Annotated in this window: 30 protein-coding genes and 1 tRNA gene; 17 read left to right on the top strand and 14 right to left on the bottom strand. The window is 67.7% G+C overall.

All coding sequences use genetic code 11. From position 1 onward, the window contains the following. Positions 1 to 9 precede the first annotated feature (9 nt). The 5 genes from ACIA75_RS00155 to rpmB all read right to left on the bottom strand — a co-directional run bounded on the left by ACIA75_RS00155 (position 10) and on the right by rpmB (position 1,597). Positions 10 to 480, bottom strand: a complete 471-nt coding sequence (locus tag ACIA75_RS00155) for a hypothetical protein (protein ID WP_397098222.1) — start codon at positions 478 to 480, stop codon at positions 10 to 12. A gap of 111 nt (positions 481 to 591) precedes the next feature. Further along, positions 592 to 846: a 30S ribosomal protein S18 gene (gene rpsR / locus ACIA75_RS00150; protein ID WP_397098220.1), complete on the bottom strand. Its 255-nt coding sequence runs from the start codon at positions 844 to 846 to the stop codon at positions 592 to 594. A gap of 31 nt (positions 847 to 877) precedes the next feature. Then, on the bottom strand, positions 878 to 1,183 hold the full coding sequence (gene rpsN / locus ACIA75_RS00145) for a 30S ribosomal protein S14 (protein ID WP_397098218.1): 306 nt from the start codon (positions 1,181 to 1,183) through the stop codon (positions 878 to 880). Then, positions 1,183 to 1,353, bottom strand: coding sequence for a 50S ribosomal protein L33 (gene rpmG, locus ACIA75_RS00140; RefSeq protein ID WP_397098215.1), 171 nt, complete (start codon positions 1,351 to 1,353; stop codon positions 1,183 to 1,185). Before rpmG ends, rpsN begins: the two co-directional genes overlap by 1 nt. Positions 1,354 to 1,360: 7 nt before the next feature. Continuing rightward, positions 1,361 to 1,597: a 50S ribosomal protein L28 gene (gene rpmB, locus ACIA75_RS00135; protein WP_397098213.1), complete on the bottom strand. Its 237-nt coding sequence runs from the start codon at positions 1,595 to 1,597 to the stop codon at positions 1,361 to 1,363. Between the two features lie 128 nt (positions 1,598 to 1,725). Between rpmB and mrf the strand changes: the two genes are divergently transcribed. Genes mrf through rpmF form a run of 3 tightly spaced genes read left to right on the top strand, consistent with a single transcriptional unit; the run spans position 1,726 to position 3,519 of the window. Further along, a complete protein-coding gene (gene mrf, locus ACIA75_RS00130; protein WP_397098210.1) occupies positions 1,726 to 3,075 on the top strand; it encodes a ribosome hibernation factor-recruiting GTPase MRF in 1,350 nt (449 codons plus the stop codon). Continuing rightward, the gene (locus tag ACIA75_RS00125) at positions 3,075 to 3,344 is read left to right on the top strand and encodes a type B 50S ribosomal protein L31 (protein WP_397098208.1); all 270 of its coding nucleotides are present in this window, start codon (positions 3,075 to 3,077) and stop codon (positions 3,342 to 3,344) included. The genes mrf and ACIA75_RS00125 overlap by 1 nt, the downstream gene beginning before the upstream one ends. 1 nt (position 3,345) lies before the next feature. Next, positions 3,346 to 3,519 (top strand): 50S ribosomal protein L32, encoded by a 174-nt coding sequence (gene rpmF / locus ACIA75_RS00120; RefSeq protein WP_397098206.1) that lies wholly within the window; start codon positions 3,346 to 3,348, stop codon positions 3,517 to 3,519. A 285-nt stretch (positions 3,520 to 3,804) separates the two neighbouring features. Here rpmF and ACIA75_RS00115 read toward each other — a convergent pair whose 3' ends face one another. The 6 genes from ACIA75_RS00115 to ACIA75_RS00090 form a co-directional block, all read right to left on the bottom strand. Continuing rightward, positions 3,805 to 4,098: a hypothetical protein gene (locus tag ACIA75_RS00115; protein WP_397098204.1), complete on the bottom strand. Its 294-nt coding sequence runs from the start codon at positions 4,096 to 4,098 to the stop codon at positions 3,805 to 3,807. A gap of 26 nt (positions 4,099 to 4,124) precedes the next feature. Then, entirely contained in the window at positions 4,125 to 5,021 is an 897-nt protein-coding gene (locus tag ACIA75_RS00110) for a hypothetical protein (RefSeq protein WP_397098202.1), read from the bottom strand. After that, entirely contained in the window at positions 5,014 to 5,646 is a 633-nt protein-coding gene (locus tag ACIA75_RS00105; protein WP_397098200.1) for a GTP-binding protein, read from the bottom strand. The genes ACIA75_RS00110 and ACIA75_RS00105 overlap by 8 nt, the downstream gene beginning before the upstream one ends. After that, complete coding sequence (locus ACIA75_RS00100; protein ID WP_280398197.1) at positions 5,627 to 5,908, bottom strand: DUF742 domain-containing protein; 282 nt, start codon at positions 5,906 to 5,908, stop codon at positions 5,627 to 5,629. The genes ACIA75_RS00105 and ACIA75_RS00100 overlap by 20 nt, the downstream gene beginning before the upstream one ends. Positions 5,909 to 6,150: 242 nt before the next feature. Then, positions 6,151 to 6,558, bottom strand: coding sequence for a roadblock/LC7 domain-containing protein (locus ACIA75_RS00095; protein WP_397098198.1), 408 nt, complete (start codon positions 6,556 to 6,558; stop codon positions 6,151 to 6,153). Continuing rightward, entirely contained in the window at positions 6,555 to 9,377 is a 2,823-nt protein-coding gene (locus tag ACIA75_RS00090) for an ATP-binding protein (protein WP_397098196.1), read from the bottom strand. Before ACIA75_RS00090 ends, ACIA75_RS00095 begins: the two co-directional genes overlap by 4 nt. 317 nt (positions 9,378 to 9,694) lie before the next feature. Between ACIA75_RS00090 and ACIA75_RS00085 the strand changes: the two genes are divergently transcribed. The 9 genes from ACIA75_RS00085 to ACIA75_RS00045 all read left to right on the top strand — a co-directional run bounded on the left by ACIA75_RS00085 (position 9,695) and on the right by ACIA75_RS00045 (position 18,109). Beyond that, positions 9,695 to 10,381: a response regulator transcription factor gene (locus ACIA75_RS00085; RefSeq protein ID WP_397098194.1), complete on the top strand. Its 687-nt coding sequence runs from the start codon at positions 9,695 to 9,697 to the stop codon at positions 10,379 to 10,381. Between the two features lie 8 nt (positions 10,382 to 10,389). Then, a complete protein-coding gene (locus ACIA75_RS00080; RefSeq protein ID WP_397098192.1) occupies positions 10,390 to 11,889 on the top strand; it encodes an ATP-binding protein in 1,500 nt (499 codons plus the stop codon). A 353-nt stretch (positions 11,890 to 12,242) separates the two neighbouring features. Beyond that, positions 12,243 to 13,634 carry a S1C family serine protease gene (locus ACIA75_RS00075; protein WP_397098189.1) on the top strand — a complete coding sequence of 464 codons (1,392 nt, stop codon included), beginning with the start codon at positions 12,243 to 12,245 and terminating at the stop codon, positions 13,632 to 13,634. After that, positions 13,634 to 14,188, top strand: coding sequence for a molybdenum cofactor biosynthesis protein B (locus ACIA75_RS00070; RefSeq protein WP_397098187.1), 555 nt, complete (start codon positions 13,634 to 13,636; stop codon positions 14,186 to 14,188). Before ACIA75_RS00075 ends, ACIA75_RS00070 begins: the two co-directional genes overlap by 1 nt. Positions 14,189 to 14,203: 15 nt before the next feature. After that, on the top strand, positions 14,204 to 14,401 hold the full coding sequence (locus tag ACIA75_RS00065) for a hypothetical protein (RefSeq protein WP_397098185.1): 198 nt from the start codon (positions 14,204 to 14,206) through the stop codon (positions 14,399 to 14,401). Positions 14,402 to 14,948: 547 nt separating this feature from the next. Continuing rightward, entirely contained in the window at positions 14,949 to 15,623 is a 675-nt protein-coding gene (locus tag ACIA75_RS00060) for an MspA family porin (protein WP_397098183.1), read from the top strand. Positions 15,624 to 15,702: 79 nt separating this feature from the next. Continuing rightward, positions 15,703 to 16,368 carry an MspA family porin gene (locus tag ACIA75_RS00055; protein WP_397098181.1) on the top strand — a complete coding sequence of 222 codons (666 nt, stop codon included), beginning with the start codon at positions 15,703 to 15,705 and terminating at the stop codon, positions 16,366 to 16,368. Positions 16,369 to 16,686: 318 nt separating this feature from the next. Beyond that, entirely contained in the window at positions 16,687 to 17,361 is a 675-nt protein-coding gene (locus tag ACIA75_RS00050; protein WP_397098179.1) for an MspA family porin, read from the top strand. A gap of 76 nt (positions 17,362 to 17,437) precedes the next feature. Beyond that, positions 17,438 to 18,109, top strand: coding sequence for an MspA family porin (locus ACIA75_RS00045; RefSeq protein ID WP_397098177.1), 672 nt, complete (start codon positions 17,438 to 17,440; stop codon positions 18,107 to 18,109). A 99-nt stretch (positions 18,110 to 18,208) separates the two neighbouring features. Here the strand turns inward: ACIA75_RS00045 and ACIA75_RS00040 are convergent, their stop codons facing one another. From ACIA75_RS00040 to ACIA75_RS00030, 3 genes are all read right to left on the bottom strand, one after another. Next, complete coding sequence (locus ACIA75_RS00040; protein WP_397098175.1) at positions 18,209 to 18,898, bottom strand: SAF domain-containing protein; 690 nt, start codon at positions 18,896 to 18,898, stop codon at positions 18,209 to 18,211. Positions 18,899 to 19,021: 123 nt separating this feature from the next. After that, the gene (locus ACIA75_RS00035; protein WP_397098173.1) at positions 19,022 to 19,342 is read right to left on the bottom strand and encodes an FmdB family zinc ribbon protein; all 321 of its coding nucleotides are present in this window, start codon (positions 19,340 to 19,342) and stop codon (positions 19,022 to 19,024) included. Between the two features lie 112 nt (positions 19,343 to 19,454). Further along, entirely contained in the window at positions 19,455 to 20,057 is a 603-nt protein-coding gene (locus ACIA75_RS00030; RefSeq protein WP_397098171.1) for a 5-formyltetrahydrofolate cyclo-ligase, read from the bottom strand. A 129-nt stretch (positions 20,058 to 20,186) separates the two neighbouring features. Here ACIA75_RS00030 and ACIA75_RS00025 point away from each other — a divergent pair, with 129 nt between their 5' ends. The 5 genes from ACIA75_RS00025 (at position 20,187) to ACIA75_RS00005 (ending at position 24,594) form a co-directional block, all read left to right on the top strand. Then, positions 20,187 to 21,152 (top strand): UTP--glucose-1-phosphate uridylyltransferase, encoded by a 966-nt coding sequence (locus ACIA75_RS00025; RefSeq protein WP_397098169.1) that lies wholly within the window; start codon positions 20,187 to 20,189, stop codon positions 21,150 to 21,152. A 37-nt stretch (positions 21,153 to 21,189) separates the two neighbouring features. After that, complete coding sequence (gene glp, locus ACIA75_RS00020; protein WP_397098167.1) at positions 21,190 to 22,449, top strand: gephyrin-like molybdotransferase Glp; 1,260 nt, start codon at positions 21,190 to 21,192, stop codon at positions 22,447 to 22,449. An 11-nt stretch (positions 22,450 to 22,460) separates the two neighbouring features. After that, the gene (locus tag ACIA75_RS00015; RefSeq protein ID WP_397098165.1) at positions 22,461 to 23,111 is read left to right on the top strand and encodes a GNAT family N-acetyltransferase; all 651 of its coding nucleotides are present in this window, start codon (positions 22,461 to 22,463) and stop codon (positions 23,109 to 23,111) included. A 262-nt stretch (positions 23,112 to 23,373) separates the two neighbouring features. Continuing rightward, entirely contained in the window at positions 23,374 to 24,399 is a 1,026-nt protein-coding gene (glpR, locus tag ACIA75_RS00010) for a gephyrin-like molybdotransferase receptor GlpR (protein WP_397098163.1), read from the top strand. Positions 24,400 to 24,521: 122 nt separating this feature from the next. Then, positions 24,522 to 24,594 (top strand) — tRNA-Ala (locus tag ACIA75_RS00005). Positions 24,595 to 26,171 lie beyond the last annotated feature (1,577 nt).

Below are 26,171 nucleotides of genomic sequence, written 5' to 3'. Positions count from 1 at the left end.
GGGGCGGATTCAGGCCGCGCTGAGTACCCGGCGATTGCCGAGTGGGGCATCCAGCTGGACCTCCAGCGTGCCGAATACCGCCATCATGACGCACATCTTGCCGGTGGAATCGGCGCGGGTGCCGCTGCGGAGTTCCACGGTGACCGTGGTTTCGGTTTCGGTGACCGTGGCGTCCACCCCGTAGCACTCGGGGACGCCGGTTTCGAAATGGACGGCGATCCGGTCCTCGCCCGCCCGGGTCCATGAGGTGAAGGGCACGGGATGAGCGCCGACGATGGACGGGTCGGCGGTGAACAGATGACCCGGGTCGGCACCGGGGACCTCGGTCGGTGTGCTGGGCGGTTTTCCGGTGGTGGAGGTGGCCGATGGCTCCGGCGACAGACCCGGCTCCGCGCCGGTATCGCCGGTATCGCCGCACGCGGTGACCGTCAGCGCGGTGCAGATGGCCAGAATCGCCAGGATCCCGCGCGGTGAACTCATGGGCACGACTCTAATGGCCGCACAGATTCCGCGGACCGATAGGCCGAGCGCCGTTGCCCCGATAGCCGAATGCCCGGGACACGGTCCCGGGCATTCCTGCTTGTCGGAGCCTCAACGGCTGGTGAAGGGCAGCAGCGCCATTTCGCGGGCGTTCTTCACCGCGATGGCGACCTGCCGCTGCTGCTGCGGGGTCAGGCCGGTGACCCGGCGGCTGCGGATCTTGCCGCGGTCGGAGATGAAGGTGCGGAGCAGGTTCACGTCTTTGTAGTCGACGGTTTCGATACCTGCCGCGATGAGCGGGTTCTTCTTCGGCCGGCGGGCCTGCTCGGCGCGGGCTTTCTTCGACGGGCCTCGTTTGATTGCCATAACCGGCTCCTAACTCACGAGATCAGTGGGTCTACCAGCTCGATTTGTGCACACCGGGTAGCTCGCCCCGATGCGCCATCTCACGTACGCGCACACGCGAGAGGCCGAACTTCCGGAGGTAACCGCGCGGTCGCCCGTCGGCGGTGTCCCGATTGCGCAATCGTACCGGACTGGCGTTGCGCGGCAGGTTGCGCAGGGCGGCCTGTGCGGCCAGGCGCTCGTCGTCCGGGGTGGCCGGTTTGCGGATGAGTTCTTTGAGTTCGGCTCGCCGTTCCGCATAGCGCGCCACGATCTCGCGGCGTTGTGCGTCGCGGGCGATCTTCGATTTCTTCGCCATCAGCGTTCCTCCCGGAAGTCGACGTGCCTGCGGATCATCGGGTCGTATTTCTTCAGGACCATCCGGTCCGGGTCGTTGCGCCGGTTCTTGCGGGTGACGTAGGTGTACCCGGTGCCCGCGGTGGAGCGGAGTTTGATCACCGGTCGGATATCGCTCGATTTCGATGCCATCGTGTCCTCAGATGCGTTCGCCGCGGGCCCGGATACGGGTCACCACGGCCTCGATGCCGTCGCGGTCGATGGTTTTGATGCCCTTGGCCGAGACGGTCAGGGTTATCCGGCGGCCCTCGCTGGGCAGGTAGTACGTCTTGCGCTGGATATTGGGGTCCCAGCGGCGGCTGGTCCGTTTGTGCGAATGCGAAACGGACTTGCCGAACCCGGGTCTGCGGCCGGTGACCTGACAGTGTGCCGACACGACGGCTCCCTTCGGACGGAGGAGTGGCAACCGCGGCGAACGATGATGATAATCGTTTTCGACAACGGTGGATCCACACTGTAGCGTGTGCCCGGTCCTAAATGAAAATCATTGCCGAAAGGGTAGTGGTGTCCAACTCCGCACAACCATCAGAAGGCGCCGGTCACCGCGACCGCCGCACTCCGGTCGTGGTGGTCGCCGGCCTGCACGGCGATCCGGCCGGCACTGTCGACCGCATCGCCGGTGCCCTCGGCGCGGCCGACGGCACCGTGATCGTCCGCCACGATCTCACCGAACTCCGGCAGGGGATCGTCCGCCGCACCGTGCACGCCGCCGGGGAGATCTCCGAATCGGTGCACGAACTCGCCCACGGTTGTGTGTCGTGCACGCTGAAGGCGGATCTGCTACCCCTGCTGTGCACCCTGGCCGCCCGCGATTCTGTGCAGCGGATCGTGCTTGCCCTGGATCCGGCATTCGAGGCCGAGGCAGTCTGTGTGGGGATCGCCGATATTCCGGTCGCCGGAATCGTCGGGCGGGTCGACGGCCCGGCGGCCCGTAATGTGCGGGTGGCCGCCGTGCTGACCGCGATCGACGCCCGGACCTGGCCGGCCGCGGCGACCGGCGACGAAACGCTCGAAGAACTCGGCTGGGCGTGGGCCGACGACGATCGCACGGTGGCCCAACTGGCCGTCGGTCAGGTCGATTTCGCCGATGCTGTCGTGGTGTCGGGCGGCGCGGACGTGGACCCGCTGGAACGGGCCCGAATGGGCGCCGTGCTGTCGCGGCTGGTCCCTTCGGCGCCGGTGCTGTGGACCGAATCGGCCGATGCGCTCACCCCCGGTGCGGTCGACGCTCTGCTGTCGCTGGTTCCCCCGGACGCCCGCCGCGGCCGGGTGTTCGACGCGCACGCTCCGCTACTGCGCGGCCGGCCCCCGCTCGGGCCGGAACACGGGGTGCAACTGATGGAGTTCACGGCACGCCGGCCGTTCCATCCGGAACGGTTGCACGGGGCCCTGGACATGTTGTTCGACGGTGTGGTCACCGCCCGCGGGCGAGTCTGGCTGGCCACGCAGCCGGAGGAAGTGGTGTGGCTGGAATCGGCAGGCGGCGGCCTCCGGATCGGCGGCGCCGGCCGCTGGCTGGCGGCGATGCCGGCGGACGAACGTACCGCAGCCGACCCGGAACGTCTGGCCATGGCGGGACTGCGCTGGGACGAGCGATTCGGTGACCGCGATATCTCACTGGTGATCCTGGTCCACGACGCCGACCCGAACGAGATCCGGGAGGCCCTGCACTGGGCCTTGGTGGACGATGCCGAACTGCTACAGGTCGAGCGTTCGCCGCACCAAGTAGCCCGCTGGCCGGACCCGTTCGGCGACTGGCACACCGACCCCTGTGAACCGGATGAGCCGCGCTCGGCCGCCGCCGGCGACGGGCGCGGTATCGACACGGGCGATCGTGCCCGGAAGGAGAAGTGATGAAACCGGGTATCCACCCCGACTACCGGCCGGTCGTCTTCGAGGACGCGAGTACCGGAAAACAGTTTCTGACCCGGTCGACGGCCACCGGCGAGCGGACCGTCACCTGGGCGGACGGCAACACCTATCCGCTGATAGTGGTGGATGTGACCGCGGATTCGCACCCCTTCTGGACCGGGGCGAACCGGCTGCTGGATACCCAGGGCCGGGTGGAGAAATTCGAGCGCAAGTACGGCAAGCGCGGCGTGCGGGCACGGAAGGAGAGCTGAGATGGCGGTACCCAAGAGGCGGATGTCGCGGTCGAATACCCGTAGCCGGCGGGCGAACTGGAAAGCCGCAGCACCGGATCTGGTCCCGGTGACCGTGGACGGTGTCGTTCACCAGGTACCGCGCCGGTTGGTCGCTGCCGTACGGCGCGGCCTGTTCGACCCGAAACGCCGATGATCTGTCATGCCCCCTAGATATGAAACTACCGCTGCAACAGGACTATACGGCCGTTCGTACCGGGTCGTGAGCAATCTTTCGGCTAGTGCAAGAATGGCCACCACCTGTGATTATCGCTAGCTGACCGGTAGCGGACCCGGGGACGGTCCGGTTCGGCAATTCCGTACTTCTGTGCCGTGACGGGCAGAAAAAACTTGCCGGACTGCTGATTCGCCGATCGGTTCCGGTTATCCTCGTGCGTGAGGGCGGGTCTCCCAGAGATGGGAGACCCGCTCATCGCCATTTTTACGGGCCCTCGCCCCGCACTCGCGGCCCTTCCGGCCGCTGCTCGTCGCACTCTGCGGATAACGCCCGGGCCAGCTCGTCCACCTGCCGCAGCAGTGCGAGAGTCAAGGCGGCCGGTAACAGTAGCAGCGACACCGGCCACGGCAACCGGATGCGGTCGGGATCGTCCACCCGGGCCGCGAGATCGGCGACCGTGGCCTCCATTTCACTGATCTCGACGCGAAGCTCGGTCACTTCCGTGCGCAGGGCACGCAGCTGTCCCCACAGCTCCCGCAGCAGCGTGTCCTGGTCCACGAGCACGCGATCCGTCCCCGGCCGAGTCAGCGAGCGGGTTCGGGCAGCGGCCGGGCGCGTTGCGCCAGGGCGGCCGTGGCGGAGGGGCGGGGTGCCTCACCGGCGGGGGCGCCGTTCGAATTTCCGCCCGCCGGGCCGTCATCCGGTGCGGCGGATCGCTTCGGTGCCGGTTGCTCGTCCCGGCGCTCGGGCGCCACCAGCACGGCGGTGATCGGCACGGCCAGTGCGAGCAGTCCGATCACCAGCATCGGGAAGGCGTAACCGAACAGCTCCATCCCTTCGGCCGGCTGCGCCTCGGTATCCGGCCGGAATTCCAGGCTCGTGATACCGGTGAAGTAGAACGCCGCCACGCCCGCGGCGAACATGAGGATCGAGCCCACCCGCGCGGCCGGGAAACGGAACCGCTGGAACAGGAATACGCACAGCGAGGAGGCGACCACGGCGATCGCGAGCGCGGCCAGGTAGAGCCAGACGGTCACCGATACCGAACCCTGGACATCGACCGAGGTCAGCTGCAGCCACAACATGATCCCGAAGCCCACGCCGAGAGCCACGGCGGCAGTCGCCATCCGCTTGACGTCGAACTCGCGCCCCGCGAGCAGCAATCCGACGAAGACCGCCGATACGGCGAAAACCAGCGACAGCGTCAGATCGGAGATGTCGTAGCGCAGGACGGTGCCCGGAATGGACACGCCCAACAGGGATACCGTGCTGGCCAGCCATACCCCGACCCCGCCGATCGAGGCGGCGGATGCGGCGATCCAGATCGGCCTGAAGCGGATCGATCGGCGTCCGTTGATCGCGCAGGCCAATCCGACGAACATGCCGACGGCGGAGAACAGCGCGGTCAGCAGGGTGAGCCAGTAGCCCATGGTGAACAGATCGACGGTGGCGACCGTCTCCGCGGCCAGCAGTTCAGCCATGCCGGGCGACTCCCTCGTACTCCTGGGCTTTCAACCGGTTGATCGCGTATTCGGTGACGGCCGCCAGCGCCTGGCGGACCTCCTTGGCATCGCGGGCGTCGATATCGACGATCGGTACGCCCTCGCGCACCGACAGCGCCTCCCGCAGCTCGGCCATCGCGAAGCGCGGCGCGTTCGGGAAACGGTTGACCGCGATGAGGAACGGCAGCTTACGCGCCTCGAAGAAATCGACGGCGGCGAAACTGTCCTCGAGCCGGCGAGTGTCGATCAGCACCACCGCGCCGATGGCGCCGCGGATCAGGTCGTCCCACATGAACCAGAAGCGGCGCTGGCCCGGGGTGCCGAACAGGTACAACGTCAGATTACCGGGCAGGATGATCCGCCCGAAGTCCATGGCGACGGTTGTGGTCCGCTTGTCCGGCGTGTCCTCCAGGTTGTCGACGCCGTCGGAGAAGCTGGTGACCATCGCCTCGGTGCGTAGCGGCACGATCTCGGAAACCGCGCCCACGAACGTGGTTTTCCCCGCGCCGAAGCCGCCCGCGACCACGATCTTGGTCGACGCGACGCGGGTATCGGATTCCGCCGCGGCACCACCCTGGAACTTGCTATAGGGCTCGGAGTCCACGCAATGTCCTCTCCATCAGCGACCGGCGTTCGTCGTAGCTCGCCTGCTCGGTCAAGGTCGAATGCACTCGCAGGTTGCCGTCCACGACGAGATCACCGATGACGACGCGGACCATACCGAGCGAACGATCGAGATGTGCGGCGATTTCGGCGACCGACAGCTGGTGGGTACCGAGCCGCAGGATCTCGGCCCGGATGTCGCCGGACGGCCAATCGAATTGTGCATGATAAGAGATGGTTTCGATAACCGCCTCCATCGGCAGATCGACCGCGGGCTGGGTGCGGCCCGAGGTGAGGGCGTACGGGCGGACCCGCCCGGCCCGGCGCGGGTTGTTCGGGTTGTTCGGCGGTGGATCGGCGCGGAAACGATGGGTACCGGTGTTGTACTGCGCGGATGCGGGGCTGCTCTGCTGCGCACCCGGGCCGAAATTGTGTGCGCCGGGACCGTAGTCGGGCCCGCCGGTATTGAAATGGGGCATACCTTGGCCGAATTGGGACATGGCGTTCAGACGGTGGATCGGGCGGTCGCGCTGACCACCGCACCAACCCGGTCGACCAGCAGTGCCATCTCGTAGCCGATCCGGCCGATATCGTGCTGTTTGTTGGCTAATACCGCGATATGCGAGCCGTTTCCGACACTCATCACCAGCAGGTAGCCGCGCTGCATCTCGACGATCGACTGCATCACCTTGCCGCCGTCGAACAGCTGGGCCGCGCCGGTGGACAGGCTGGCCAGACCCGCGGTGACGGCGGCCAGCTGTTCGGCGCGGTCGGCGGGCAGATGAGGGCTTACCGCCTGCAGCAGACCGTCCGCGGAGACCAGGACCGCATGGGAGACGCCCGGGACGTCGCGGGTGAATCTGGCGACCAGCCAGTTCAGGTTCTCGTCCGTGCTGCTGTTCGGGGTGGTCATGAAGGCCCTCCGTCATTGTGCTGCGCGTCGGCCCGCCCACTGCGAACCCCGCTCAGATGTCTCGTCAGATTGCTCCGGATCTCCTCCGGATTCCGCGGGGCCTCGTCTTCGACGGGGGCGAGCCCGCCGGGCACGAGCTGTGCGCCCGGCCGGCGGATCGGGAGCCCGTTCGCGGTCCTGGAGTCCGAACTCGGTGTGGCCGCATCCTCGGCGGCCAACCAGCCGACATCGGCCGGTGAAGTCCAGTCCTGGCGCGGCTGCTCCTGCGTGGATGCCGGCTCGACCAGCCACTCCGACACCATGCGCTGGTAGATCGGGGTGGGCGTGGCGGCGCCGACCGGCTGCAGCCGAGAGGAAGTGGTTGTGCTCGTGACTGTCTCGTCGAGGCGCTGCTCGGGGCGTCCGAACGGGTCCTCACGGTCCATCCCCGGGCGGCGGATCGGCAATCCCGACCGCGCGGTGAGCGATGCCGGAGTCTCGTTCGCCGGTGCGGGTGCCGGGTAGGCCCGCTCGACCGGCGCCGGGAACGACTGGGTCTTGTAGGTTTCCGACCACAGACCGGTCGGTGCCTCGTCGGCTTCGGGCTCGGGTTCGGGGACGGGATCGAACGCCGAGAACGTATCGCCGGAGCCGTGACCGTTGGACCGGCCGTTGCCCCCGCCCGCTTCGCCCGGGAAGCCGGCAGCCGGACGGCGTTGCGGCAGACCGGACGTGGTCGTGCCGAGGCCCGGCGCGGCCGGCGCCGGCGTCAGCGGACGTATCGGCGGCTCCGGCCGCGAGGGCCAGGACTCGGCCGGGGGAAGGCTGGGAACCGGCATCAACTGCCGCGGCTGAGGAGGCGGCTGCAGCTCGGCCGGTTCCGTTCGGAGCCGGGGTGGCTGTTGCTGGAGCTGCGGCGGCTGCGCGGACAGCTGGGGCGGCGGCGACAGGGAGAAGTCGGTGGTCAGGGTGTTGGCGTTGTCGGCGCCGGTATCGGGCGATACCAGCAGGCCCGGCAGGTGCAGGCTTGCCGTGATTCCCGGTTGCTGCGCCATCGTCGAGGTCCGGCGCAGACCGACCGTGATCTGGTGCCGTTTGGCCAGTCGGCCGACGACGAACAGGCCCATCCGGCGGGCGGTTTCGACGTTGATCTCACCACCGGAGGCCAGGCGGGCATTGGCCGCCTGCAGATCCTCGGTGGCCATCCCGAGCCCGCGGTCGGTGACCTCGATGAGGTAGCCGCCGTCGACCGCGCGGGACACGGTCACCGCCACCGGAGTATTGGGCGGCGAATAGCGCAGCGCGTTATCGATGACCTCGGCGAGCAGATGTTCGATGTCGACGGCGGGTTCACCGGCCACGACACCGTCGGGGACATGGCCGATCTCGACCCGCTGGTAGTCCTCGACCTGGGAGACGGCACTCCACAGCATATCTGAGAGCGGGACCGGTTCGAGCTGACCGCGGCGCAGCGCCGTACCGGCCAGGACGAGCAGGTTGTCGCCGTTACGGCGCATCCGGGTGGCGAGGTGATCGAGCCGGAAGAGGTTCTGCAGCCGTTCGGGCTCGTCCTCGTCGTGTTCCAGTTCCTCGATGATCCCGAGCTGCTGTTCGACCAGCGATTGACTGCGCCGGGACAGGGTTTCGAACATATTGCCGATCTGCACGCGCAGACGGGCCTGGTCGGCGGCCAGATTGAGCGCCTGCTGATGCATTTCGTCGACGGCGCGGGCCAGCTGGCCGATCTCCTCGGTGCCCTGGACACCGACCGGTTCGATTTCCGGGGTCTCACCGCCGCCGCGCACCTGCTCGAGTTCCTCGGGCAGGCGCACATGGGCCACTTCCAGCGCGTCGCGGCGCAACCGGCGGACGGGGACGACCAAGGTCCGGGCCACGGCCAGAGCCAGCGTGAGGCCGCCCAGCAGGGCGCCGATCAGCAGCGCGGTTTCCCGCAGGGCGCTGTTCTGCGCGGATACGGTCGCATGGTGCAGGGCGCCGGCGATGGTGGCGGTCAGTTGATCGGTGGTGACGTCGTAGGCCTGAGAACTGGCATCCAGCGAGTCTCGGGCGGCCGGATCGGTCAGTGCGCCCTGGGTGCCCTGGCTGAAGATCGCCAACCTGGTCTGGACGGCGTCCAGCAGCGGGCGCATGGTCCCGGTGACGTCCGGCATGATCTGGCCGTACTGGTGGATCATGGTCAGCTCGGCGCCGCCGGAGGTCAGGATGCGGGCGCGCATCGCCGGATTATCCTCGGCGGTGGGTGAACTGATCACCAGGCGCTGCGCGGTGAGCGAACGGCGTGCGTTTTGGATGGCGCTCACCTGCAGGAAGTAACGCTGGATCGACAGATCCTCGACCGTGGGCGATTGCGCGAGCGCATTGCCGATGCGGACGGCGATCTCATCGGCCTGGTCGCCGACCATCGCCGGTGATCCGGTGCTGAGGCCGCTGCGCATCGTGCTGCCGAGAGTGAGCGCCGAGGACAGTTCGCGGGAGACCACGGGGCGGATCTGGTTGGCGTCCATCGCGCGTTCCAGCGCCTGGTGGGCCGAATCGAATGCCGCCAGCGCCGCGGTGGCCTGCGCTTCCGTATCGGCGCCCTTGCGCACGGTGGCGCTGACCGCCAGGTTCTCGGCTGCGGCGTTGTAGTCGGAGATCGGTCCGATGATGCGGGACTGCTCGGTCGCGGCATTGAGCTGTTCGAGGGTGCGCAGCTCATTGTTGATCCGCAGTACCGCGAAGAGGGTTGCCAGGACAACCGGCAACACCAGGACGATACCGACCTTGCGGGTGACCGACCAGTTGGACAGGCTGAATTGCCACGGTCGCGGTGTTTCCATCCGCCTCTGTCGCCTCCGCATCACGATCGACCCCTATTTGGTGCGTGGCCGTTTCAGTTATGATTGATCGCACACCCGAACCGACCAGAGGTCTAGTTTTTACCGCTCGGAACATACCGTGCATGGTTGTTGCGGGCAATCGGGGCGTTCAGGCGGTTATACCGTGAATAAAGCGGATGGGGAACAGGTTTCGTGACATATCACAGATCGGTAATCATTGGTCCCGTAACCGGATGAATTCCCAGGTCGTCGCACCGCCCCGGACACGCGGCGGGCCCTCTCAGTAGCCTCTCAGTCGCTGCCGTCAAACTGGTGCAATGCGCATTCTGGTGGTCGACGACGATCGTGCGGTGCGGGAATCGCTGCGCCGATCACTGACCTTCAACGGCTACACGGTCGATCTGGCGGTGGACGGTATCGACGCCCTCGAGAAGGCGACCACGGAGCGGCCGGACGCGCTGGTACTCGATGTCATGATGCCCAGGCTGGACGGCCTGGAAGTATGCCGTCGGCTGCGTAGTACCGGTGACGACCTCCCCATCCTGGTGCTGACCGCCCGCGATTCGGTATCCGAACGCGTCGCCGGCCTGGACGCGGGCGCCGACGACTACCTGCCGAAGCCGTTCGCACTCGAAGAGCTGCTGGCCCGGCTGCGCGCCCTGCTGCGCCGCCGCACACCCGATATCGGGGAGATCTCCGAGACGATGCGGTTCGCCGATCTCTCGCTCGACCCGGTCACCCGGGAAGTGTCGCGGGGCACGCGGTCCATATCGCTGACCCGGACCGAGTTCTCCCTGTTGGAAATGCTGATGGCCAATCCGCGCCGGGTGCTGACCCGCGGCCGGATCCTCGAGGAGGTATGGGGTTACGACTTCCCCACCTCCGGTAACGCGCTGGAGGTCTATATCGGCTATCTGCGCCGCAAAACCGAGGCCGACGGCGAACCCCGGCTCATCCACACTGTGCGCGGCGTCGGTTACGTGCTGCGCGAAACGCCTCCGTAAGCGCGGATATGGCACGTACTCCTCGTTCGGCGGCAAAGAAGCACACGGTCGCGACACTCGGCGGGCCCTGGCCGGACGAACCCGCGCCGATGCGCCCGCCGACTCCGCTGACGCGCACCGTTTCCCTGCGGTGGCGGGTCACCCTGCTGGCCGCCTCTCTCGTGGCGATCTTCGTGGCGATCACCTCGATCGCCGCGTACGCCATGGTCGCCCGGGCCCTCTACGGTCAGGTCGACGCCCAGCTGCACGCCCGCGCGGCCACCATGATCAGTGGCGATATCGACAATATGGCGTTCCAGTCACTCGGCGTCGCGACCCTGTTCTCCAACGATATCGGTGTCGCCCTGATCTATCCGGTCGCGCCGTCGGAGTTGGAGAAGCCGGCGAGTATCCCCGTCTATCTGCCACCGCAGCCGACCACACCGCCCATCGGTACCGAGGAGGTCGCGGTGGCGCAGGGCAAGCGCGACTCCTCGCTGCGCACCTACAACAGTCAGCGGGTGCTCGCCGAGCGGATGGATTCCGGGGTCACCCTGGTCATCTCGCAACGCCTGGAACCCACCCGCGAGGTCCTCGACCGGCTGGCGTGGCTGCTGTTCGCGGTCGGCGCCTGCGGCGTGGTCCTCGCGGCGGGCGCCGGAACCACGGTCGGCCGCACCGGTCTGCGCCCGATCGCCCGTCTCACCGCGGCGACCGAGCGGATCGCCCGCACCGACGATCTGACTCCGATCCCGGTGACCGGCGACGACGAACTCGCCCGGCTGACCGAAAGTTTCAACACCATGCTCCGGGCGCTGGCCGAATCCCGGGACCGGCAGCGGCGGCTGGTCGCCGACGCCGGCCACGAACTGCGTACCCCGCTGACCTCATTGCGCACCAACACGGAACTGCTCATCGCCTCGAGCCGCCCCGACGCGCCGGCCATCCCCGAGGAGGATATGGCGGAACTGCGCTCGGACGTGGTGGCGCAGATCGAGGAACTGTCGAACCTGGTCGGTGATCTGGTGGACCTGGCTCGCGAGGACGCCCCGGAAACGGTTTACGAGCGCGTCGACCTCGGCGAGGTCACCGAACGTGCGCTGGAGCGGGTCCGCCGGCGCGGCGCCGTCGCCTTCGACGCCGAACTGCGGCCCTGGTTCGTCTACGGCCACGACGCGGCCCTGGAACGCGCGATCCTCAATGTGCTCGACAATGCGGCGAAATGGAACCCGCCCGGTGAACGGGTCCGGGTGCGGATGGCCGAGACCGGGCGCGGCCTGCTCGAGTTATCGGTCGACGATGCCGGCCCGGGAATTCCGCCCGCTGAGCGAGAACTCGTATTCGAACGTTTCTATCGCACCACGGTGTCCCGCTCTATGCCCGGTTCCGGTCTGGGCCTGGCAATTGTGAAACAGGTTGTCACCAAACACGGTGGAACGATCGCGATCGACACCTCCGACCGCGGCGGCGCCCTGATCCGCATTGTTCTGCCCGGCGAGAACCCGCCCCCGGAGGAATACCGGCAGTAATATCGAGCCTCGGCGTGCAATGAGCGGCAAAACTCACGGGTCCGCATATTGCCTCAAGTGCCCGGCGGTGCCGAGATACTGACGAGGCCCGCGAAGGTCTGATAACCCCGAACCAATCCGACGCGCCCAGCGGCGGTGCCGAGTTCAGCGAGGCCCCTGGAGGTTTTGGCCCGGCCCTGCGGTCAGCCCTCGAAGCGCATGCGGCGCAGCCGCGAGTCTCGAGAGCTGACCGCAGGGCCCAAGGGGGCCAAAACCCCGCGCGCGCCAGCGCGCCAAAAACACAGCGCAATCTCAGTGCGTTCTCAGTAGTCACCTGCACCCTGGACAGGGAAAATGAGCAGAATAGAGAGACTATGACCGAGGATTCCACCAATCGTCCGGACCGGCCGGAAGACGGACCGGTGCCGCCCTCGATGCCCCCGTCCCAGCCCGGTGCTGTGCCGCCCCCCGCGCAGGCCGGCGTTCCGCCGTACCCGGGCGGGCAGCCGTTTCCGGGCGGACAGCCCGGCGATACGGCGTCCTATACCGCGGTGGGCTATCCGTACGGGGGGCCGCCCGGTGGAGTGCCACCGGGCGGCGATACCGGCCAGTTCTTCGCCGCGGGCCCCCCGCCGGCGCCGCGGAAGAGTACGCTGCGCACCGGACTGGTGGCGGGCGGGATCGCGCTCGCACTGGTGAGCGGTGGTATCGGCGGTGTAGTGGGGGCGCTGGTGACCGATTCGGGGGACGGTCCGGCGGTGACCAACGCGCTGGATGCCCCGGCACCGGAGATCCAGGATGCCGCCAACGCGCCCGCAGGTTCGGTACAGGCGGTCGCTCAGGAGGTCACTCCGGCCGTCGTGATGATCGAGGTGGCCAGCAATCGGGGACAGGGGGAGGGGTCCGGGGTGGTGCTGTCCTCGGACGGACTGATCTTGACCAACAACCATGTGGCGGCCGGAGGCGGAGCCGCCGGGGATATGCAGGTGACCTTCGCCGACGGCAGTACCGCCCCGGCCACCCTGGTGGGTGCCGATCCGGTTTCGGATCTGGCAGTGATCCAGGCTCGCGGGAAAACGGATCTGAAGCCGATCGAGCTGGGCAATTCGGCCGGTTTGCAGGTCGGTCAGCCGGTGGTCGCCGTCGGTTCGCCGCTGGGCCTGGCCGGTACTGTGACCACCGGAATCGTTTCGGCTCTCAACCGGCCGGTGTCCACCACCGGTGAGGGTGGCAGTGATCCCACCGTCCCGAATCCGGTGATCGACGCGATCCAGACCGATGCCGCGATCAACCCTGGGAATTCCGGTGGCGCCCTGGTCGACGGCCAGGGGCGGCTGATCGGTATCAACACCGCGATCGCCAGCCTGGGCTCGTCGGGGGCGGCGGGCCAGCAGAGCGGTTCGATCGGGCTGGGTTTCGCGATTCCGGTGGATCAGGCCCGACGTGTCGCCGATGAGCTGATCAAAACCGGGCACGCCACGTACGCTCAGATCGGGATGACGGTGCAGCGCGACGAATCCGTGCACGGGGCGCGGATTCTCGATGTCACACCGAACGGCCCGGCGGCGCAGGCCGGCATTCCGCCGGGTTCGATCGTGACCACGCTCGACGACCGCACGATCGATTCCGGTGACGCGCTGGTCGCCGCGGTGCGGTCGAAGCAGCCCGGCGACAAAGTGAAAGTGACGTATACGGATGGACAGGGCGGCAACTCCGAGACTGTCGAGGTGACTCTCGCCGCCGCCGCGGTGGAAGGAGCAAGGTGATGCAGCTGGTGACCGGGGGCGGCCAAATAGGGTCGGAGGTCGGCGCTACGGTGAGCGGTATGGAAATCGATGCTCCTGTGGCGGGGCGCGCACTGGTGGTGGTCGTCGACGATCGAACCGCGCACGGCGGTGAGGATTCGCTCGGGCCGTTGGTCACCGAACTGCTCACCGAGGCGGGGTTCCTGGTCGATGCGTCCGTGTCGGTGGAGGCCGATGAGGTGGCGATCCGGAACGCCTTGAACACCGCGGTCATCGGTGGTGTCGATCTGGTGATCTCGGTGGGTGGCACGGGGATGTCGCCGCGTGATGTCACGCCGGAGGCCACGGCCGAGGTGCTCGACCGTGATCTGCCCGGCATCAGTGAGGCGTTGCGGGCGTCCGGCCGGGTGGCGGGTTCGCTGGATGCCGGGCTCTCCCGCGGGCTGGCCGGTATTTCCGGCAGCACCCTGGTGGTGAACCTGCCGGGGACCAGGGCAGCCGTCCGCGACGGTATGGCGACGCTGGGTCCGTTGGCGAGCCGCGTCATCGGCGAGCTGTCCGGCCTACTGGAGTGAGCCGAGGCCAGTGGTATGAGTGAGGGTGAGACCCCGGAGGTCCCCCGCCGGGCACGACGCCGGGCGGGGGACCTCGCACGTGTGGACCGGGTCTTCGGCGAGGTGCTGCCGAGTACCACACGCGATGAGTGGGATGACGGTTCGGCGCCGGACCGCGACGGCGACGATTGGCTGCGGGCACAGGTGCCGCCGCATCACGGTGGTGCGGACTGATCCGCAATCGTGTTGGCGCCGAACGTTTTTCCGTTTGAATACGGCGTTAATGCGCTATCTCGAGGGGGTAACGGTGCGGGGGGTGCCGGAATTGTCCAGTGCTCGGCTCATCGAGATTTCTCGTCTCGCGGGTCCGGCTGGTGCTCATTTATTGCTTCCGCTGGTTTTCGCGGCGGTCTATTTACGGAATTCTTCCGTATCGACCTGCATGCACCGATCATCTGGTACGGGCTGTGGCCTGCGGATGCTCCGTTGCGCATGGGTGAATGTGAAATAGATCACATCAATGTATAGCGAAAACAAACTTTGTCCAATCTGTTATTGACCGTTTAACCTCGGTGCGTCGGCCGCCGCAAAGGCGGTCCGGCGGGCCGGTGATTCGGGGTCCGTCGGTCGCATTCGCGTGCAATGTCTGATTTGTGGTGTTGCATCGAAATAACAACGAGTCACCTGCAGGTAACAAACGAGCGAAACACTGGTCGGAGCCGGAGAGCGGTGTGTCCGAGCTCGAAGGCCTGCTGTTTGTCCGAAGATGATGAGGGGAAATATGAGCGAGAACCGCACCGACGGTGTACGTAAAGGTGTCAGGATCGCGGGAGTCGGTGCCGCGGCCGCTGTCGCCGTAGGCTTGCTGTCGGTGGGCGCTGCCAGTGCCGATACCTTCGTGCCGCTACCGGACGGCCAGAAAGCCGGCCCCGGGGTGACCATCACCCGCACCGGTGAGCACGCTGTCATTTCGCCGTCCATGGCGGCCAACGGCGCGGGCCGGGTCGTCTGGGTCTCGGGTAACGCCGCGGCCGACGTCACGGTCACGCCCGAAGGTGAAGCGGGCCCGAACAACGGTCCGACCGGTGCGGACGGCACCAACAACTCCTCGACCCACGGCGCTTCGCAGATCAACACCGGCTATATCGTCGGCTGCCAGGTGAGCATCGGTGACGAGGCCATCGGCCTGGGCGGGTCGCTCGGCCTGAGCCTCGACGGCGGTAGCGTCGGCGGTTCCGTCGGTGTGGAGCTGGGCCCGGGTGAGGTCAAGTTCGTGCAGATCGACTACAAGGACATCGAGAAGCCGGGCCGGTACTCGATCGAGTACCAGGACGCCGAGATCGAGATCCAGGGTTGCGCGGGTTACGCGCAGGCGCGGTCGTACACGGTGGTCGAGATCATCGGTGACCACTACTCGAAGACGACCCTGTACGGCCAGCCGTTCAGCGTCGGCTGAGCCGCGGATCTGTCCACGTCGTATCGAAACGAATCTCATCTCGCGTAATCCGCGAGCTCTCCCCTCGAAGGGTCCAACCATGATCAACCGAAAGAAACTGGCGCGCCTCGCCGGCGTCGGCGCCGCCGCCACCATCGCCGCGGGTCTGTTCTCGACCGGAGCGGCCAATGCCGATACCTTCATCCCGCTGCCCGGCGGCGAACTCGTCAAGACGCTGTCCGACGGCACGGTGGTGACCGTGCGGATGGTCGGCGAATCCGCCAACATCAGCCCGTCCATGGGCGCCACCCCGGTGCACCGCAACGCGTGGGTTTCCGGTAGCGCGCAGGTCGAAATCGCCGGTGGCGAGGATGTGGGCGGCAAGATCTACCCCGGGTATGTCGTAGGTTGCCAGGTCAACATCGCCGGCGGCGGCGCCGAGGGCGGTGCCAGTGCCGACGTCGATTCCGAAGGCGCCGTGAGCCCGAGCGCCGAAACCGGCGGCAACCTGACCGTCGGCCCCGGCCAGGCGAAGTCGTTCTACGTGCTCGATATCGAGAAGGCCGACGATTACGGCAGCGAAGACCACTCGACCAACAACGGCTTCGACGGCAACAGTGGTTCGGTGACCTGGTCCGATCAGACCATCGGCCTGAACGGTTGCGGCGGCTACGCCCAGGCGCGGTCCTTCATCAGCGTCGAGGTGGAAACCGAGAATGTGATCAGCTATGTGACCCTGTGGGGCCAGCCGTTCAGCCTGGGCTGATCGAAGATCAAACTGTCATACTGGCACGGATACAGGCCCGCCGCACCAGCGGCGGGCCTGTCTCATATTTCCGCAATCCGGGATATCCGGTGTTAGGGCTGCGTTTTCCCAGCACCCGTCACCTTCTCGTTACCTGGGAATCACTCTGAAGCCACACCGAGTCGGTGGCACGGCAGCCAAGTGTTCACCGGTTGTGTGGTTTCGGGTTCATCTAGTGGCTACAGCCGTCGCCCAAGCTCTATGGAGCCTGTTCTTGGGCCGCCCCGGCCTCGTTCGCTGCGAAGTCGGGTGTCGCTGTAAACCTTGATGAGGGGAAATATGAGCAAGAACCGCACCACCGGTCTGCGCTACGGCGCGCGCGCCCTGGGCGTGGGCGCCGTCGCTGCTGTGGCCATGGGTCTGTTCTCCACCGGTGCCGCCAGCGCGGACACCTTTGTACCGCTGCCGGACGGTGAAAAACTGGGCCCCGGCGTCAAGATCACCCGCACCCACGAGAGCGCGCTCGTCTCGCCGTCCATGGCTGCCAACGGTGCGGGCCGGACCGTATGGGTCTCGGGTAACGCCGCCGCCGACGTCTCGGTGACGCCCGAGGGTGAAGCCGGTCCGAACAACGGCCCGACCGGCGAGGACGGCACCAACAACTCCTCGACCCACGGCGCTTCGCAGATCAACACCGGCTACATCGTCGGCTGCCAGGTGAGCATCGCCGACGACGCGATCGGCCTCGGCGTGTCCGGTGGCCTCGAGGTCGGTGGCGGCAGCGTCGGCGGCTCGATCGGCCTGGAGCTCGGCCCGGGTGAGGTCAAGTTCGTCCAGATCGACTACAAGGACATCGAGAAGCCCGGTGTCTACTCCGTCGAGTACCAGGACGTGGAGATGGAGATCCAGGGTTGCGCCGGCTATGCGCAGGCCCGGGCCTACACCGTGGTCGAGATCATCGGTGACCACTACTCGAAGACCACCCTCTACGGGCAGCCGTTCAGCATCGGCTGACGCGCCGGTACCGGTCGAATTCACCCACCACAACTCTCTCGCTGTAGCGAATTCAACCCCAGAGGGGCATATACACATGTTCAACCGTAAGAATCTGGCGCGCCTCGCCGGCGTCGGTGCGGCCGCGTCGGTCGTGCTGGGCCTGTTCTCCACCGGCGCCGCCAATGCCGATACCTTCATCCCGCTGCCCGGCGGCGAAATCGTCAAGACGCTCTCCGACGGCACCGTGGTCACGGTCCGTATGGTCGGCGAGTCCGCCAACATCAGCCCGTCCATGGGCGCCACCCCGGTCCACCGCAATGCGTGGGCCTCCGGTAGCGCGCAGGTCGAGATCTCCGGCGGCGGCGAGGACGTGGGCGGCAAGATCTACCCCGGCTATGTCGTGGGCTGCCAGGTCAACATCGACGGTGGCGGCGGCGAAGCCGGTGCCAGCGCGGATATCGACGGCGAGTCCGGCGAGGTCAGCCCCAGCGGTGAGGTCGGCGGCGACCTGACCCTCGGCCCCGGCCAGGCCAAGGCCTTCTACGTCCTCGATATCGAGAAGCCGGACGACTACGGCAACGAGGATCACTCGACCAACAACAAGTTCAAGGGCAACAGCGGTTCGGTCACCTGGTCCGACACCACCATCGGCCTGAGCGGCTGCGGCGGCTACGCGCAGGCGCGGTCCTTCGTCAAGGTCAAGGTCGAGACCGACAACGTCATGTCCGTCGTGACGCTGTGGGGCCAGCCGTTCAGCCTCGGCTGATACGCCTCCTCCCGTTGATTCGGCCGGGCAGCCCGTTCCCGGCCGGGTCCGGATACTTCTGAGGGCCTGTCGCGCATCCGCGCGGCAGGCCCCTCGCCGTCAGTGGAAGATCACGGTGAGCGCGCTGCTCAGTGAGGCCGCGGCGACGGCCGCCGCCCGGTGCGCATCCAGCGCGACCAGCACCACTCGCTCGGTCGGGCCCGCGGTGGGCTCGCCGGGCGATCCGGAAACCAGCACCACCGCGGCATCGGTGGCCAGGGTCGTGGCGCGGGCCGGATCGGTGGTGTCGGCGGCGACGACGTCCACTCGGTCGCCGGCGCGCAGAATCTCGGTGATGGCGGTATCGGCCAGCCGGATCGGCACGATCCGGGAGTTCGCGGTGCCGGTCGCGACCTCGGCCAGCCGGGGACCCACGGTCCGCACATCGGTGAGTACTTCGCCGGACCGGAGGGCGGCGGTGAGTACCGCACCGGCGAGTGCGGCGGGATCACGAGCGGCGCCGTCGGGCGCGGCACCCGGCGGGAGCTGAGTGAGCCGTAGATCCGCCGGCTCCAGCAGGTGACCGGGCGCGAGGTCACGGGCGGCGACGACGACGGAGATACGGACGCGTTCGGGATCCTCGCGGAGGAACAGGACTGCGGCCGCCAGGGCGCACAAGCCGGCCAGAATGCGCCGGAACAGTACTGCGTCGGCCCAGGGCGGCCGGTTCTCGAATGCTTCGCGCCAGGTGTCCCCGGTACCCAGCCGGCCCTCGGCGTTCACGCCGGGGCGCGAGCGAATGCGACTCATGAGCTGAGCGTATGGCGCCGAATCCGGCCGAACTCGGCGCTGTGGGCAACTGTGGACAACCCGCGGGCTGTGGATGAATCAGGCGGTCGGACAGCTGCCCGACCGCGTTACCGGGCTACCCGTTCAGCTGGCGGCGGCGGCGGGCGCCGAGGAGGTGCCGGACGAGCCGCTGTCCGAACCGGACGAAGACGACGAAGACGACGCCGACGAAGACCCGGACGAGCTCGAGCTGTCCGATTTCGCCGGCTCGCTGGCGGTCGACGAGCCGCTGCGGCTGTCGGTCCGGTAGAAACCGCTGCCCTTGAAGACGATGCCCACCGAGTTGAACAGCTTGCGCAGCGCCCCGGAGCACTCCGAGCAGACCGTGAGTGCATCATCGGTAAAGGACTGAACGATATCGAAGCGGTTGTCGCACTGGGTGCACGCGTATGAATAGGTTGGCACTGGGTCCTCCGCGGTATTCGAGAATTAGCACTCTACAGGCCACAGTGCCAACAGTGCCAATCGCGGAGTGATTCCCCTGGGGCCACCGATGTGCCCGAGAACACGTCCGGCCTCAGGACGACGCGACATCCAGCGGAGCCGGTCCGCCGCCGGGCGTGAGCACCCACCGCATGCGGATATCGTGCGGCTCCTCGGGAAGCCACTCGACCACCTCGTCGTCGCGCACCACCACCATCACACGTGCGGCGGGATCGGCGAGGCCGAGCGTCCGGTCGTAGTATCCCGCGCCCTGGCCCAGACGCACCCCGCGCCGGTCCACCGCCAGCGCCGGGACCAGGATCAACTGGGCAGACGTGACCGCTTCCGGCGATAACACCGGACCGGCCGGTTCGAGCAGTCCGTAACGTGCCGGCCGCAATGTTTCCGTACCGGTGAACTCGCCCCAATACAGCGGACCGGGCTCCCGGGTCACCGGCAACAGCACCCGGCTGCCCGTTGCCAGCAGCGCCTCCGCGATCGCCGCGGACCCCGGTTCCTCGCGTACCGGCACGTAGGCGCACACCCACTCGGCGGGATCCAGCCGCCCGGCCGTCTCGGCCAGCGCCGCCGCCTCCGCGGCGCGCACGGAGTCCGGCACCTGCGCGCGCCGGCCACGGATCATCGCCCGCCAGGCCTGCTTATCGATCTCCTCGGGAACCCGCACGGCGACAACCATAGGCCCGCCCACTCGTCGGTGCGTCTGCTTCGGAAGGCGGCCGCCGTGACCCCGGGGCCGCGCGATAACACAGCCACGTCGAAGACGCAGCACAGTTTGAACGGAGGTATCGGTGGATAGGGTGTGTATATGACAGCAGAGGCCGCAGAACAGGGTACCGGGGGCGTCCATCCGTCGGGACCGGACTTCCGGACAGCCGTAGTACCCGCGGCCGGACTCGGGACCCGATTCCTGCCTGCCACCAAGACAGTGCCCAAAGAGCTGCTGCCGGTGGTCGATACCCCCGGTATCGAACTCGTGGCCAGCGAGGCGGCCGAATCCGGGGCCCAGCGGCTGGTGATCGTGACCTCCCCCGGCAAGGATGGTGTGGTCGCTCATTTCGTCGAAGATCTGGTGCTCGAGAGCACTCTGGTCGAGCGCGGGAAGTTCGCGCTCCTGGAGAAGGTGCGCAAGGCACAGGGGCTGCTCGATGTGACCTCCGTCGTCCAGGAGGAGCCACTGGGGCTCGGTCATGCGGTGGCGCAGGCCGAAGCGGTGCTCGATCCCGATGAGGAAGCCATTGCTGTTCTGCTGCCCGATGATCTGGTCCTGCCCTGCGGGGTGCTGGATGTGATGAACCGGGTCCGGCGCAAACGCGGCGGTTCCGTGCTCTGCGCCATCGACGTACCCGAAGACCAGGTGAGTGCCTACGGTGTTTTCGATGTGGCACCGGTTCCCGATGCGGTCAATCCGAATGTGCTCCGGGTCAAGGGAATGATCGAAAAACCGAGCCGGGAGGAAGCCCCGTCGACCTATACGGCGGCCGGACGGTACCTGCTCGATCGCGCGATCTTCGACGCGCTGCGGCGGATCGGCCCCGGGGCCGGTGGGGAACTACAACTGACCGACGCGATTTCGCTGCTCATCGACGAAGGACATCCGGTGCATGTGGTTGTCCACCGTGGGTCGCGCCACGATCTGGGTAACCCGGGCGGCTATCTTCGTGCTGCGGTGGATTTCGCGTTGGAGCGTGACGAATACGGTCCCGCGCTACGCGAGTGGCTCCAGCACCGGCTGAGTCCGGACTGGGACCCGCAACTCACCGTGGACGAATGAGATCGCCTGTTCCGGCGAGGACATCGGGAAGGGCTGGATGCGCTCTGTCGAGGATCAGCAGATCAAGGTGACGGCCGCGGCCGTCGCGCCGCGGCCGGTACGGGTCGCGATATCCGAGGCGCACGGGCTGTTGTGCGCGGAGGACGTGGTGACCGAACGGCCGCTGCCCGGTTTCGACCAGGCCGCGATCGACGGATACGCCGTGCGCAGTGTCGATGTCGCGTCCGCGGGCGCCGATATCCGCGACGAGGACGGCGATCTCGTCGATCTGACGCTGCCGGTGGTCGGTGAGGTACTCGCCGGATCCCGCCAGCCGATCCGGCTGCAGCCGCGGCAGACGGTGCGAGTGGTGACCGGAGCGCCCCTGCCGACTCTCGCGGACGCCGTTCTGCCGTTGGACTTCACCGACGGTGGCCGCGGCCGCCTCAAGGTCTACGAACCGGTGCGTTCCGGCGACTATGTGCGCCGCGCCGGTGACGATGTGCAGCCGGGCGATGTCGCGGTGCGGGCCGGCACGATCATCGGGCCCGCCCAGGTGGGGTTGCTGGCCGCGGTGGGGCAGGACAAAGTGCTGGTGCATCCGCGGCCGCGGTTGTCGGTGATCTCCATCGGGGAGGAACTCGTGGATATCGATCGGACCCCCGGGCCCGGGCAGGTCTACGACGTGAACTCCTACGCGCTGGCCGCCGCCGCGCGCGATGCCGGCGCGGATGTGAACCGGGTCGGTATCGTCGACGCCGATCCGCGCCGGCTGCGCGATGTGGTCGAGGGCCAGTTGGTGCGGGCGGAGGTCGTGGTGATCGCCGGCGCTGTGGGCGGCTGGGCCTCCGATCAAGTGTGTGAGGCCTTGGCCGGGCTCGGTGAGCTGGAGATCGCTCGGGTCGCCATGCATCCGGGTTCGGTGCAGGGGTTCGGCCGGCTCGGCCGGGACGAGGTGCCGACCTTCCTGCTGCCGTCCAATCCGGTGGGCGCCCTGGTGGTTTTCGAAGTCATGGTGCGGCCGCTGATCCGGATCGCGCTGGGCAGGCGGCAGCCGATGCGCCGGATCGTACGCGCGCGAACGATAACCCCGATCCAGTCGATGGCCGGACGTAAAGGCTATCTGCGAGCCCAGCTGATGCGCGACGAGGCGACCGGTGAGTACCTGGTGCAGGCGCTGGGCAATACCGCGGGCGCCTCATCGCATCTGCTGGCCGCGATGTCGGAGGCCAACAGCCTGATAGTGGTCGAGGCCGATGACACCGAAATTCGCACCGGTGACAAGGTTCGAGTCGCGTTCCTGGCGCAGCGCGGCTAGAAGTGGAGTCCATGAACGTATTCCGGGCTACGCAGCACCCCGGGTGGCCCGCGCACCTGGGACCGGTGCGCGTGGCGGCCGGGGAGGTGACGTTGCGGCCGGTGCGGTTGCGGGACGCGGCGGCGTGGAGCCGGATCCGATTGCGCGACCAGGACCATCTGGAACCGTGGGAGCCGACCGGGCGCGGCTCCTGGGATGCGCGTAATCACGCGTCGAACTGGCCCCCGCTGTGGTCGAGTCTGAAGGCCGAGGCTCGGCGCGGCGTGATGATTCCGCTCGTGATCGAGGTCGACGGCGCGTTCAGCGGCCAGCTCACGGTCGGCAATATCGTGCGCGGGGCATTGCGTTCGGCATGGATCGGGTACTGGGTCACCAGGGATCTCGGCGGACAGGGAGTGGCGACGGCGGCACTGGCGCTGGGTCTCGACCATTGCTTCGGGCCGGTGGGGTTGCACCGGGTCGAGGCCACGGTGCGGCCGGAGAACCTGGCCAGTCAGGCGGTGCTGCGCAATGTCGGTTTCCGTGAAGAAGGTTTGCTGCGTAGATATCTCGATGTGGACGGGGCATGGCGCGATCATCTGCTGGTCGCCATGACGGCGGAAGAGTTGTCCGGCAGGGTTATCGATCGGCTGGCCCGGGAAGGGCGGTTGACGCTGCGCTGACAGGCCGCCGGGAACCGGCCTGCTCGGACCGGCGCTGGTGGAAATGTGACTCATGTGGCGTATGTGCACGGCGCGCCTGCCGTGTCGTACCCCTACTCGGAATTAACCTACGGACGTCGGAGGTGCGCCTCGCGCCACCGATGGAAAGCTCGTACCAGGATCTGCGAGACGTACCCGCGGGGAAGGACTCCGGCGTCGGGACGCAACCCGGTCATGGCGTGGGCTTGGACGACGACCATGCGGGACGGAGGTGCTGACGACGATGCCGAACTCGATCCTGTGGATCGGTCTGGTAGTCCTGTGGGTCTTCGTCCTGTTCCCGATCCTCGCCGACCGGCATCCGAGAATACGCCGGACGACCGACACCGCACTGGCTACGCGGGTACTGCATCGTGGAGATTCCAAACGGCGCAAGGGAAGTGGGTATGTCCGCAAGAAGCGGTCCGGCCGGCCCCACCGAAAGCGTCACCACGGCAACGATGCGGAGGATCGCATGACGACAACAGCCGAGGAGACCGTTACCGAGGCTGAAGAGGAGTTACCGCACACCACCCCCGGCGACGAGAATCCGGCCGGCGTTTTCGACGACACCGTCACCCCGGAGGAATTCGAGGGCGCGGACACCGGCGACGACAGGGAATTCGAACCGGCCGGCGACACCGCCGCGGAAACCGAACAGGTCGGCGGGGACACGGCGGACAATGTGCCCGCCCGTATTCCCCCGGTGCGGGCGCGCGCCCAGCAGGCGCCCGCGCCCGAAGCGCTCGAGGACGACGGCGATTTCGTCCCCACCCGGCGTGGTCGCGGCGGCTACGACCCCGAGGCCGACGCCATCGCTCGCGCCGCGCGCTACACCTTCCGCCAGCGCGCCGTGGTCGCCCTGATCCTCGCCGCGGTGCTCTGCGGTGGTCTCGCCGTGGCCATCGGACCGCTGTTCTGGTGGGGCTGCGGCGGCGCACTGCTGTCGCTGGTCACCTATCTCGGTTATCTGCGCAAGCAGGTGCGGATCGAACAGGAGATCCGGCGCCGGCGCAGCGCCCGCTTGGCCGATCGTGATCGCGAGCTCGGCGGCGAGCCGGCAGCGGACGAGGAGTCCGCCGTTTCGCCCGCCGCTCGTCCCGGGATGGACCGCGATACCGCCCGCGCCCTGCGCCGCCGCTCCCAGCTGCTCGAACCGGATGACGAAGACCCCGCCTTCGAGCATCTGGACGCCTATGACGCCACCATCGCCCGGACGGTGCGCCACCGGGCCAGCGGCGGCGACATCCGCCGAGCGGCCGGCGCGTGAACGGGGCCGGACAGCGCCGTCCGGTCCGCCCTCGTTCCGGAATAATCGCAGGTCAAAGCCTCGATTCGGTGGAATGTGACCCGGTTTGCTAGAGTGGCACAGCGCGGTTCAGCGAGCCGCACGGGGCTATAGCGCAGTTGGTAGCGCGTCTCGTTCGCATCGAGAAGGTCAGGGGTTCGATTCCCCTTAGCTCCACTCCACGAAACGATCCACCGCGGCCGGTGTCACCCACAGGGTGCCACCGGCCGCGGTTTTCTCATGTCGGATTGCGGAAACCGGCAGGCGGCGGACCCGGTCGGAGTGATCCGGCAGGTGTCGCTGCCGCGTCGGCGGCCATGGTCCGGGAAAGCCGATCGAAGAGGCGAAGCGACCCACGGCTCACCCGGCCGCGCGGCGAAACCGGTCCTGTCCGGTCCCGGGGTGACAAGAGCTTCGCCCCGCAGCGGTCCTAACGGACGCCGGAGCCGGCACCCGAGTCCGACCCCGACCCGGTGCCTGACATCGAATCAGTGCTGGAACCTGAACCGGTGCCTGCGCCCGATCCGGCGCTGGGGTTCGAGTCGCTGTCCGCCCCCGAATCAGTCCGGGTTCCCGTTCCCGTTCCCGTGCCTGTACCTGTACCTGTACCTGTGCCCGTGCCCGTGCCCGTGCCCGTGCCCGTGCCCGTGCCCGTGCCTGTGCCTGTGCCCGTTCCGGAGTCGGTGCCTGTGCCCGTTCCGGAGTCGGTGCCTGTGCCGGTGCCTGTGCCGGTGCCTGTGCCGGAGTCGGTGCCTGTGCCTGTGCCGGAGGCGGTGCCTGTACCGGATCCAGAGCCTTCGTCTGCCCCTGGTGCCGGCGCTGGATCCGGGGTTGGGGCGGGATGCGGCCCGGCGGCTGGTTCGTCGTCATCGTGATGAGAGTCCGATTCGCTTTCGCCGTCGTCGGTGTCAGCTCCCAGCGTGGACCCCATGCCGGCCAATGCCATGGCGGCAGCGGCTGCTCCGAGAAGGAGTCCCATTCCGCCGGTGGAATTGGCGCCTGCTCCAGGATTGCCGGCGGCGTCGCCGCCGGCGCCCTGCCCCGGAATCGTGTCCGGTATCGGCGCTGGATCAGGTGTGGGTACCGGATCTGGTGTAGGCACCGGGCTCGGTTTCGGTGCCGGGACGGGATTCGGTGTGGGCGCCGGGCTCGGGGTCGGTATGGGCACCGGATTGGGTGTAGGCACCGGGCTCGGATAGGGCACCGGATTCGGTGTGGGTACTGGATTCGGTGTGGGTACCGGGGTCGGTGTGACCGGATTCGGTGGCACTGGGCTCGGACTGGGGGACGAACCGGAGCCAGTGCCTGATCCGGAACCTGTGCCGCTGCCGTCGCCGGAGCCGGATTCATCGCCTGAGCCCGAACCGGAGTCCTGCTCGAACAGTGAATCACCGGCAAAGGCGAGTCCGACAACCGCAGCGCCCACAGCTCCGACACCGAGGATGATCCCGGTCCGTTTACTGCCCTTGTTGTCACCGCTGTCCTCGGAGCGGGCGGTTTCCGGGCTGCTCGGGGCGGGGTTGTTGGGGTCGTCGGGGTCGGGTGTGGTGTCGGGGTTGTTGGGGTCGTCGGGGTCGGGTGTGGTGTCGGGGTTGTTGGGGTCGTCGGGGTCGGGTGTGGTGTCGGGGTTGTTGGGGTCGTCGGGGTCGGGTGTGGTGTCGGGGTTGTTGGGGTCGTCGGGGTCGGGTGTGGTGTCGGGGTTGTTGGGGTCGTCGGGGTCGGGTGTGGTGTCGGGGTTGTTGGGGTCGTCGGGG

Source organism: Nocardia sp. NPDC051750 (assembly GCF_044453135.1).
Lineage (GTDB): Bacteria > Actinomycetota > Actinomycetes > Mycobacteriales > Mycobacteriaceae > Nocardia.
This window is presented reverse-complemented; position numbering and strand designations above follow the sequence as displayed.

Excerpts from the sequence above, each read along its gene's own strand:
- ACIA75_RS00155 (WP_397098222.1), bottom strand. The coding sequence starts at position 480 with ATGAGTTCACCGCGCGGGATCCTGGCGATTCTGGCCATCTGCACCGCG.
- rpsR (WP_397098220.1), bottom strand. The coding sequence starts at position 846 with ATGGCAATCAAACGAGGCCCGTCGAAGAAAGCCCGCGCCGAGCAGGCC.
- rpsN (WP_397098218.1), bottom strand. The coding sequence starts at position 1,183 with ATGGCGAAGAAATCGAAGATCGCCCGCGACGCACAACGCCGCGAGATC.
- rpmG (WP_397098215.1), bottom strand. The coding sequence starts at position 1,353 with ATGGCATCGAAATCGAGCGATATCCGACCGGTGATCAAACTCCGCTCC.
- ACIA75_RS00125 (WP_397098208.1), top strand. The coding sequence starts at position 3,075 with ATGAAACCGGGTATCCACCCCGACTACCGGCCGGTCGTCTTCGAGGAC.
- rpmF (WP_397098206.1), top strand. The coding sequence starts at position 3,346 with ATGGCGGTACCCAAGAGGCGGATGTCGCGGTCGAATACCCGTAGCCGG.
- ACIA75_RS00110 (WP_397098202.1), bottom strand. The coding sequence starts at position 5,021 with ATGGCTGAACTGCTGGCCGCGGAGACGGTCGCCACCGTCGATCTGTTC.
- ACIA75_RS00095 (WP_397098198.1), bottom strand. The coding sequence starts at position 6,558 with ATGACCACCCCGAACAGCAGCACGGACGAGAACCTGAACTGGCTGGTC.
- ACIA75_RS00090 (WP_397098196.1), bottom strand. The coding sequence starts at position 9,377 with ATGGAAACACCGCGACCGTGGCAATTCAGCCTGTCCAACTGGTCGGTC.
- ACIA75_RS00085 (WP_397098194.1), top strand. The coding sequence starts at position 9,695 with ATGCGCATTCTGGTGGTCGACGACGATCGTGCGGTGCGGGAATCGCTG.
- ACIA75_RS00080 (WP_397098192.1), top strand. The coding sequence starts at position 10,390 with ATGGCACGTACTCCTCGTTCGGCGGCAAAGAAGCACACGGTCGCGACA.
- ACIA75_RS00075 (WP_397098189.1), top strand. The coding sequence starts at position 12,243 with ATGACCGAGGATTCCACCAATCGTCCGGACCGGCCGGAAGACGGACCG.
- ACIA75_RS00070 (WP_397098187.1), top strand. The coding sequence starts at position 13,634 with ATGCAGCTGGTGACCGGGGGCGGCCAAATAGGGTCGGAGGTCGGCGCT.
- ACIA75_RS00065 (WP_397098185.1), top strand. The coding sequence starts at position 14,204 with ATGAGTGAGGGTGAGACCCCGGAGGTCCCCCGCCGGGCACGACGCCGG.
- ACIA75_RS00060 (WP_397098183.1), top strand. The coding sequence starts at position 14,949 with ATGAGCGAGAACCGCACCGACGGTGTACGTAAAGGTGTCAGGATCGCG.
- ACIA75_RS00055 (WP_397098181.1), top strand. The coding sequence starts at position 15,703 with ATGATCAACCGAAAGAAACTGGCGCGCCTCGCCGGCGTCGGCGCCGCC.
- ACIA75_RS00050 (WP_397098179.1), top strand. The coding sequence starts at position 16,687 with ATGAGCAAGAACCGCACCACCGGTCTGCGCTACGGCGCGCGCGCCCTG.
- ACIA75_RS00045 (WP_397098177.1), top strand. The coding sequence starts at position 17,438 with ATGTTCAACCGTAAGAATCTGGCGCGCCTCGCCGGCGTCGGTGCGGCC.
- ACIA75_RS00040 (WP_397098175.1), bottom strand. The coding sequence starts at position 18,898 with ATGAGTCGCATTCGCTCGCGCCCCGGCGTGAACGCCGAGGGCCGGCTG.
- ACIA75_RS00030 (WP_397098171.1), bottom strand. The coding sequence starts at position 20,057 with ATGGTTGTCGCCGTGCGGGTTCCCGAGGAGATCGATAAGCAGGCCTGG.
- ACIA75_RS00025 (WP_397098169.1), top strand. The coding sequence starts at position 20,187 with ATGACAGCAGAGGCCGCAGAACAGGGTACCGGGGGCGTCCATCCGTCG.
- glp (WP_397098167.1), top strand. The coding sequence starts at position 21,190 with ATGCGCTCTGTCGAGGATCAGCAGATCAAGGTGACGGCCGCGGCCGTC.
- ACIA75_RS00015 (WP_397098165.1), top strand. The coding sequence starts at position 22,461 with ATGAACGTATTCCGGGCTACGCAGCACCCCGGGTGGCCCGCGCACCTG.
- glpR (WP_397098163.1), top strand. The coding sequence starts at position 23,374 with ATGCCGAACTCGATCCTGTGGATCGGTCTGGTAGTCCTGTGGGTCTTC.